The 6,153-nt window shown below is 73.3% G+C and carries 10 protein-coding genes; 3 read left to right on the top strand and 7 right to left on the bottom strand.

Translation table 11 applies throughout. The annotated features are described in order from the left end of the window. On the bottom strand, positions 1–303 hold a 303-nt coding region (locus H7344_RS20065), incomplete at its 3' end, for a hypothetical protein (RefSeq protein ID WP_222130936.1). Here H7344_RS20065 and H7344_RS20060 point away from each other — a divergent pair. Continuing rightward, entirely contained in the window at positions 296–547 is a 252-nt protein-coding gene (locus tag H7344_RS20060) for a hypothetical protein (protein ID WP_186347758.1), read from the top strand. The two genes, H7344_RS20065 and H7344_RS20060, sit on opposite strands and share 8 nt — an antisense overlap. 38 nt (positions 548–585) lie before the next feature. Here H7344_RS20060 and H7344_RS20055 read toward each other — a convergent pair whose 3' ends face one another. Genes H7344_RS20055 through H7344_RS20030 form a run of 6 tightly spaced genes read right to left on the bottom strand, consistent with a single transcriptional unit; the run spans position 586 to position 5,345 of the window. Further along, positions 586–1,260 (bottom strand): class E sortase, encoded by a 675-nt coding sequence (locus H7344_RS20055; protein ID WP_186347757.1) that lies wholly within the window; start codon positions 1,258–1,260, stop codon positions 586–588. 30 nt (positions 1,261–1,290) lie between these two features. After that, on the bottom strand, positions 1,291–2,319 hold the full coding sequence (locus tag H7344_RS20050; RefSeq protein ID WP_186347756.1) for a YihY/virulence factor BrkB family protein: 1,029 nt from the start codon (positions 2,317–2,319) through the stop codon (positions 1,291–1,293). A gap of 58 nt (positions 2,320–2,377) precedes the next feature. Continuing rightward, on the bottom strand, positions 2,378–3,433 hold the full coding sequence (locus H7344_RS20045) for a YihY/virulence factor BrkB family protein (RefSeq protein WP_186347755.1): 1,056 nt from the start codon (positions 3,431–3,433) through the stop codon (positions 2,378–2,380). 46 nt (positions 3,434–3,479) lie between these two features. Then, positions 3,480–4,424: a CAF17-like 4Fe-4S cluster assembly/insertion protein YgfZ gene (ygfZ, locus tag H7344_RS20040; RefSeq protein WP_186347754.1), complete on the bottom strand. Its 945-nt coding sequence runs from the start codon at positions 4,422–4,424 to the stop codon at positions 3,480–3,482. After that, positions 4,421–4,849: a Fur family transcriptional regulator gene (locus H7344_RS20035; RefSeq protein WP_186347753.1), complete on the bottom strand. Its 429-nt coding sequence runs from the start codon at positions 4,847–4,849 to the stop codon at positions 4,421–4,423. Before H7344_RS20035 ends, ygfZ begins: the two co-directional genes overlap by 4 nt. Position 4,850: 1 nt before the next feature. After that, the gene (locus H7344_RS20030) at positions 4,851–5,345 is read right to left on the bottom strand and encodes an FABP family protein (protein ID WP_186347752.1); all 495 of its coding nucleotides are present in this window, start codon (positions 5,343–5,345) and stop codon (positions 4,851–4,853) included. A 23-nt stretch (positions 5,346–5,368) separates the two neighbouring features. Between H7344_RS20030 and H7344_RS20025 the strand changes: the two genes are divergently transcribed. Both H7344_RS20025 and H7344_RS20020 read left to right on the top strand, forming a co-directional pair. Next, positions 5,369–5,731 carry a DsrE family protein gene (locus H7344_RS20025; protein WP_186347751.1) on the top strand — a complete coding sequence of 121 codons (363 nt, stop codon included), beginning with the start codon at positions 5,369–5,371 and terminating at the stop codon, positions 5,729–5,731. Positions 5,732–5,888: 157 nt separating this feature from the next. Continuing rightward, positions 5,889–6,153 (top strand): hypothetical protein (locus tag H7344_RS20020; RefSeq protein ID WP_186347750.1); only part of this gene is annotated, 265 nt, incomplete at its 3' end.

Genomic DNA, 6,153 nt, shown 5'->3' with positions numbered 1-6,153 from the left:
GGTTGCACCGGCCGTGCCCGCTGCGCCGTTCGCCCCGGTCGCTCCGCCGGCCGCCCCGGGCTCGCCGGCCCCGCCGGCCGCACCCGCGCCGAGCACGCCGCCCAGCCAGCCGAACCAGCCGGAACCGCCGAGCGCCCCGCCGAGCACGCCGCCGAGCACGCCGCCCACGGCACCGAGCCAGCCGCTGCCGCCGGGGTGGACGGCGGAGGATCTGCAGCTGGCCGGCGGGTACGCCGCGGACTTCGGGTCCCACCTCCACCTCGAGCTGCCGGTGCGGTCGTCGTCGCCGGACGCAGTGCTCACGGTCAGCCTGACCGGCGCGCGGTTGCGCAGCGTGCACAGCGACGGGTCCTACCTCCGGGTCCCGTGCGCCGAGGACCGCGCCGACCCCAGCGTCGTGCGGTGCTCGATCGGCGCCGCCGACGGGCCGGTGGGCATCGACGTCATCGCGACCGGCGGGGCCTTCCGCGGGACAGCGACGCTCTCCGCGGTCCGCAACCGCGACCCGGTCCCGGCCAACGACCGGGTCGTCCTCACCCTGCGCTGACGCGGCGGCGTCGACGGTCCGACGGGACTGTCCGGCGCTCAGCCCCGGCGCGGCCGGCTGTCGACCAGACGGCCGAAGACGACCAGCCGGTCGTCGGTGTGGAAGAGCTCGGCGCAGGTGGTCAGCGTGATGAGCCGCTCGGGCCGTGCCGGCGGCCGCGACCGGAGGCCGGTGCCGGCGGGGTTGACCGGCACCGGGTCGACCACCCACGTCTCGGTGAAGGGCACCACCAGCTCGTCACCCGCGTGGTCGACGGCGTAGGTGAACACCTCGTCACGGGTCTCGACCACGACCTCGTCCCCCGCCCGGAGCTGCGGAAGGTCGGCGAACGGCTCGCCGTGAGTGATGCGGTGGCCGGCCAGCGCGAAGTTGCCCACCTCCCCCGGACCGGCGGAACCCGCGAAGTGGCCGACACCAGACGAGAGCGCCTCGTCGGCCACTCCCTCCAGGACCGGCACGGCGAAGTCCTCGCCGAAGCGAGGCACCCGCAGCACCGCCCCGGCGACCCCGCCGTCGGTCCGGGCGCTGTCCTCACCCCGGTCCCAGCTGCGCTCGAGCTCTGCGGTGACCTCCGCCTGCTTGCGGCCGGACACGTAGTTGGTGCCCCACACCTGCCACCCGACGTACCCGAGGACGACCAGACCCGCGACGAGCAGGACCACGCCTGCCCACCACGGCCCTCGCCGTGCGAGGGCCCGGTCCGCGGCAGTCACGCCGCCATGGTGCCAGCCCGGCGACGGGGATCAGCGACCGCTGGTGTCGTCCTCGGGCTTGCCGTGGGTCTCGCGGATCTCGCGACCCTTGGCGACGTCCTCGGCGTGCTTCTCGTCCTGCTTCTTGATGTTGCGGTCGTCGCGCGGCGGGAGCTGGACGGACTCCTCGGCGGGGATGCCGGCCTGCAGCTCGCGGCCGCGCTCGAGCTCGGAGTCGAGCTCGGCGCCGAAGAGCAGCGCGAGGTTGGTGATCCACAGCCACAGCAGGAAGACGATGACGCCGGCCAGCGAGCCGTAGGTCTTGGAGTAGGAGGAGAAGTTCGCGACGTAGAAGCCGAACGCCACCGAGGCCAGCACCCACACGATGATCGCGAGGAACGCGCCGACCGAGATCCACTTGAACTTCGGCTGCTGGATGTTCGGGGTGACGTAGTAGAGCAGCGCCACGATCACCACGACCATCAGCAGCAGGATCGGCCACTTGGCGATGTTGAAGACCGTGATGACGGTCGAGCCGAGGCCGATCTGCTTGCCGATGGCGTCCGCCGCCGGACCGGAGACGACCAGGCCGGCGAGGACCACGGCGACCAGCGTCACCAGCACGAGGGTGAGCAGCAGCATGATCGGGCGGAGCTTCCAGAACGGCCGGCCCTCGCGGATCTCGTAGATCCGGTTCATCGCGCGACCGAACGCGCCGACGTACCCGCTCGCCGACCACAGCGCCGTCGCCAGACCGAGGATCAGCGCGATCCCGGCGCCCTGGGAGGACGCCAGCTCGGTGATCGTCGGCTCGAGCGTGTCGGCCTGCGAGCCGGCGCCGATGTCCCGCATCACCTGGAGGATCTGGTCAACCGTCTTCTGCGGGCTCGACACCAGCCCGACGATCGAGGTCAGCGCGATCAGGGCCGGGAAGAGCGCGAGGACGGCGTAGTACGTCAGCGCCGCCGCCACGTCGGTGCACTGGTCCTTGGAGAACTCCCGCGCCGTCTTGCGCACGACGTAGAACCACGACGGCTTGGTCAGGTCGCTGGGTGACTCGGGCTTCGAGTGGCGGGCCATGGCCGCCCGGTTTCCGCAGGTCGGCCCCGCAAACGCGTACGCCGCCGGGCGGCCGTGCCTAGTCGCCGCCGTCGGTGCCCTCGGTGCCCCTGGGCCGGGTGCCGCCGCGGGTCTCCCGCAGCTCGCGGCCGCGCCGCAGGTAGTCCTCCTCGCGCTCCTCCGCCGCGGCGACCCCGCTCGCGTCCCGCAACGGCAGCCTCAGCTGCGCCTCGGCCTCCATGCCGGCCTGCAGCTGACGGGCACGCTCGAGCTCGGAGTCGACCTCCGCGCCGAGCAGCAGTGCCAGGTTGGTGAGGAACAGCCACAGCACGAACACCACTGCGCCGGCCAACGAGCCGTAGACCTCGTCGTAGCGGCCGATGTTGGTCACGTAGAACCCGAACCCCGCCGACACCAGCGCCCAGGCCGCGATCGCGACCAGCGCGCCGACCGAGAGCCAGTGGATCTTCGGCTGCACGACGTTCGGCGTGACGTAGTAGAGCAGCGCCACCACGAGGATCGCGAGGACGAGCATGACCGGCCACTTCGCGAGGTTCCAGGTCGTGATCACCGTCCCACCCAGACCCAGCTGCTCCCCCACCGCCCGCGCGGCCGGCCCGGAGAGCACCAGCCCGACGAGGAGCACGGCCACCAGCACGAGCAGGCACACGGTGACCAGCAGCATGAGCAACCGCCGGCGGAGGAACGGCCGGCCCTCGCGGACCTCGTAGATGCGGTTCATCGCGCGCCCGAACGCGCCGACGTACCCCGACGCCGTCCACACCGCCGCCGCGACACCCAGCGCGAACGTCCACCCCGCGTCCGGCCGCCCGGCCAGCTCCCGCAGCGTCGGCTCGACGGTGTCGGCCACCGGCGCCGCGCCGAGGTCGCGCAGGATCCCGACCACCGCGTCGACGCTCTCCCCGCCCTGCCCGACCAAGCCCACCAGCGACAGCAGCACCACCGCCGCCGGGAACAGCGACAGCACGCCCCAGAACGTCAGCGCCGCACCCACGTCCAGGCACTGGTCGTCGACGAACTCGCGGCCAGACTTCGCCACGACGTACCGCCACGACTCCCGCGTCAGGTCCGTCGGCAGGTCGGGCTTGTCCGGATGGGACAGCAGGCGGCGCATGCCGGTCCGGTCTCCGGTTCCGCGCGCCGGCACACCGGGCGCGCGCTCAGCGCAGGGGGCGCACGTGCAGACCGACCTCGGGGTCGACGACGACCTCCTGGGCGGCCGCGATGCCGTCGACGAGGAGCTCGGCGTCGGTGGCGACGTTCCGCTTGAGGAGCGCCAGCGCGATCGGGCCGAGCTCGTGGTGACGGGCGGAGGAGCCGACGGTGCCGATCACCTTGCCTTCGGGCCCGCCGAGGAGGACGTCGGCGCCCTGGGCGGGGAGCCGGTTCTCGCTGCCGTCGAGGTGCAGCAGCGTCAGGCGCCGCGGCGGGCGGCCGAGGGTGTGCACCCGCGCGACGGTCTCCTGGCCGCGGTAGCAGCCCTTGTCGAGGTGCACCGCGCGGCCGATCCAGCCGACCTCGTTGGGGATCGTGCGGTGGTCGGTGTCGATCCCGAGGCGCGGCTCGCCGCGGGCGATGCGGAGCGCCTCGAAGGCCCACAGCCCGCACGCCGGCCCGGCGGCCTCGGCGTACGCCGGGAGCTGGTCGCGCGGGACGACGTCGTGCTTGCCGCCTTCGGGGACCGCTCGCCACATCACCGCGAGGTCGGGGACGAGCGAGAGCTCGACGCGGGTCATGAACTTCATCCGCTCGAGCCACTCGACGAGCGCCGCGCCGGCGCCGGGCTCGGTGTGGGCGGTGAACACCGCGCCGTCGTCGTACCCCTCGAAGGCGTGCTCGACGTGGCCCTGCGGGCTCAGCACGAGCGCCTGGGTCCAGGCACCGGGCGCGAGGTCGAGGAAGTGCTGGGTGGTGAGGTTGTGCAGCCAGGTCAGCCGGTCCGGCCCCTCGATGCGGAGCACGTCGCGGTGGGAGAGGTCGACGAAGCCCTCGCCGGACTCGAGCGTGCGCTGCTCGCCGTTGAACGAGCCGTAGTGCGCGGCGACCGGGGCGTCGATGCCGTCGCCGGCCACCGCTCCGGGGAGGTCGAGCAGGGGGCTGGTCATGAGGACTCCTCGGTCGGCGGACAGGTGGTGCAGTGGCCGAACACCGTCAGGTGCCCGACGTCGGCGACGAAGCCGTCGGCCTCCAGCCGGTCGGTGAGCGGCTTCAGCACATCAGGGTCAACGGAGACGACCTTCTGGCAATTCCGGCAGACCAGGTGGAAGTGCTCGTGGTCGGAGATCGAGTGGTACGTCGGCGCGCGGTCGCTCAGGTGGGCGTGCCGGACCAGGCCGAGCTCCTCGAGCACCTCGAGCGTCCGGTAGACGGTGGAGATGTTGATCGCCGAGGACTGCTCGCGGACCTTGCCGAGCACCTCGTCGGGGGTGGCGTGGCCGAGCTCGTCGACCGCGCGCAGGACCATCTCGCGCTGCGGGGTCAGCCGGTAGCCGCGCGACCGCAGGCGCTCCCGCCAGTCCTGCTCGGCCATCTCAGGCCCGCTGCAGCCGTGCCCACAGGTGCGGCTGGAGCGGCTGGCCGACGGCGGCCATGTCGTAGGCGTAGAGCAGGTCGCCCTCGACGTTGCCGTAGAGCCGGTGGCCCGCGGTGACCTCCTTGGCCGACTCGGTGCGCGCGACCGCGTCGGTGGTCAGCTCGAGCTTGCCGTTCTCGGCGGTGCCGTACCAGATCTCGACGAAGCCGGTGTTGTGCGTGAGCACCAGCTCCACCTGCCCCTCGGGCCGGCAGCGGAGGAAGCCGGTCTCCTGCGCGCCCTGGCGCACCGTCTTGCCCTCGTCGTCGATGACCCACGAGCGGGCGAAGTAGTGGAGGAAGGGGCGGCCGTCCTGCTGGAAGACGAGCTCCTGGCCGTACTGGTACGGCTCGATCGTCGGGTAGTCGCCGCGCCCGTTGCCCCGCCAGGTGCCGAGCATCCAGGCGACCGGGCCGCAGTCGGGGTGGAGGTTCTCCGGGATCTGGAAAGGCACCCGCCCACTCTAGGCTGACGCCCATGTCGCGCCCACTCGTCGTCAAGGTGACCTGCGGCTCCGAGGACGCTGAGCGGTGCAACCAAGGATTCACCGTCGCCGCCTCCGCGGTGGCCGCCGGCGCGGAGGTCTCGCTGTGGCTGACCGGCGAGGCGGCGTGGTACGGCGTGCCGGGCCGCGCCGAGGACTTCTCGCTGCCGCTCGCCACTCCCCTGGCCGACCTCCTGGCGGCCGTCGTCGCCAGCGGCACCGTCACCGTCTGCACCCAGTGCGCCTCCCGGCGCGGGATCACCGCCGAGCAGCTGCTGCCGGGCGTGGTGATCCGCGGCGCGGCGTCGTTCGCCGAGGAGGTCCTGCAGCCGGACGTCCAGGCGCTCGTCTACTGACCGTCCCGACCGAGCTACTGGTGGAAGTAAGCGGCCGCGCGGGCTGCCCGGCGCGGGGAGGCCGACGGCGGGGCACTTCCACCAGTAGTTCGGCGGGTCTCGTGGGCGGTGGATGCTCGCCGACGCCGACCCGCCGCGGCCGCTACGATCCGGCGCCATGAGCGCCGCACCCCCTCCGGACGAAGGTGCGACCGCCCGTGGCTGGCGTCGCCGGCAGAAGCAGGCCACCGCGCCGCTGCCGCCCCTGACCCACGAGGAGGCGCTGGCCCGGCTCGCCGAGCAGACCGCCGCCGCCGACCAGGCCACCTCGCTGCGCCGCGCCGCGGAGCTGGCCGCCTCCGAGCAGGCTGCCGAGCGGCTCGTCGCGGAAGAGGCCGCCCGGGCCGCCGCCGCCGAGGCCGAGGCCGCCTCCCGCCGCGCCG

The organism is Nocardioides deserti, from assembly GCF_014266025.1.
In the GTDB taxonomy this organism is placed as follows: Bacteria; Actinomycetota; Actinomycetes; order Propionibacteriales; family Nocardioidaceae; genus Nocardioides; species Nocardioides deserti.
This window is presented reverse-complemented; position numbering and strand designations above follow the sequence as displayed.

Bases quoted from the DNA above. Each gene is read 5' to 3' on its own strand.
- H7344_RS20050 (WP_186347756.1), bottom strand. From the start codon at position 2,319: ATGGCCCGCCACTCGAAGCCCGAGTCACCCAGCGACCTGACCAAGCCG.
- H7344_RS20045 (WP_186347755.1), bottom strand. From the start codon at position 3,433: ATGCGCCGCCTGCTGTCCCATCCGGACAAGCCCGACCTGCCGACGGAC.
- ygfZ (WP_186347754.1), bottom strand. From the start codon at position 4,424: ATGACCAGCCCCCTGCTCGACCTCCCCGGAGCGGTGGCCGGCGACGGC.
- H7344_RS20035 (WP_186347753.1), bottom strand. From the start codon at position 4,849: ATGGCCGAGCAGGACTGGCGGGAGCGCCTGCGGTCGCGCGGCTACCGG.
- H7344_RS20025 (WP_186347751.1), top strand. From the start codon at position 5,369: ATGTCGCGCCCACTCGTCGTCAAGGTGACCTGCGGCTCCGAGGACGCT.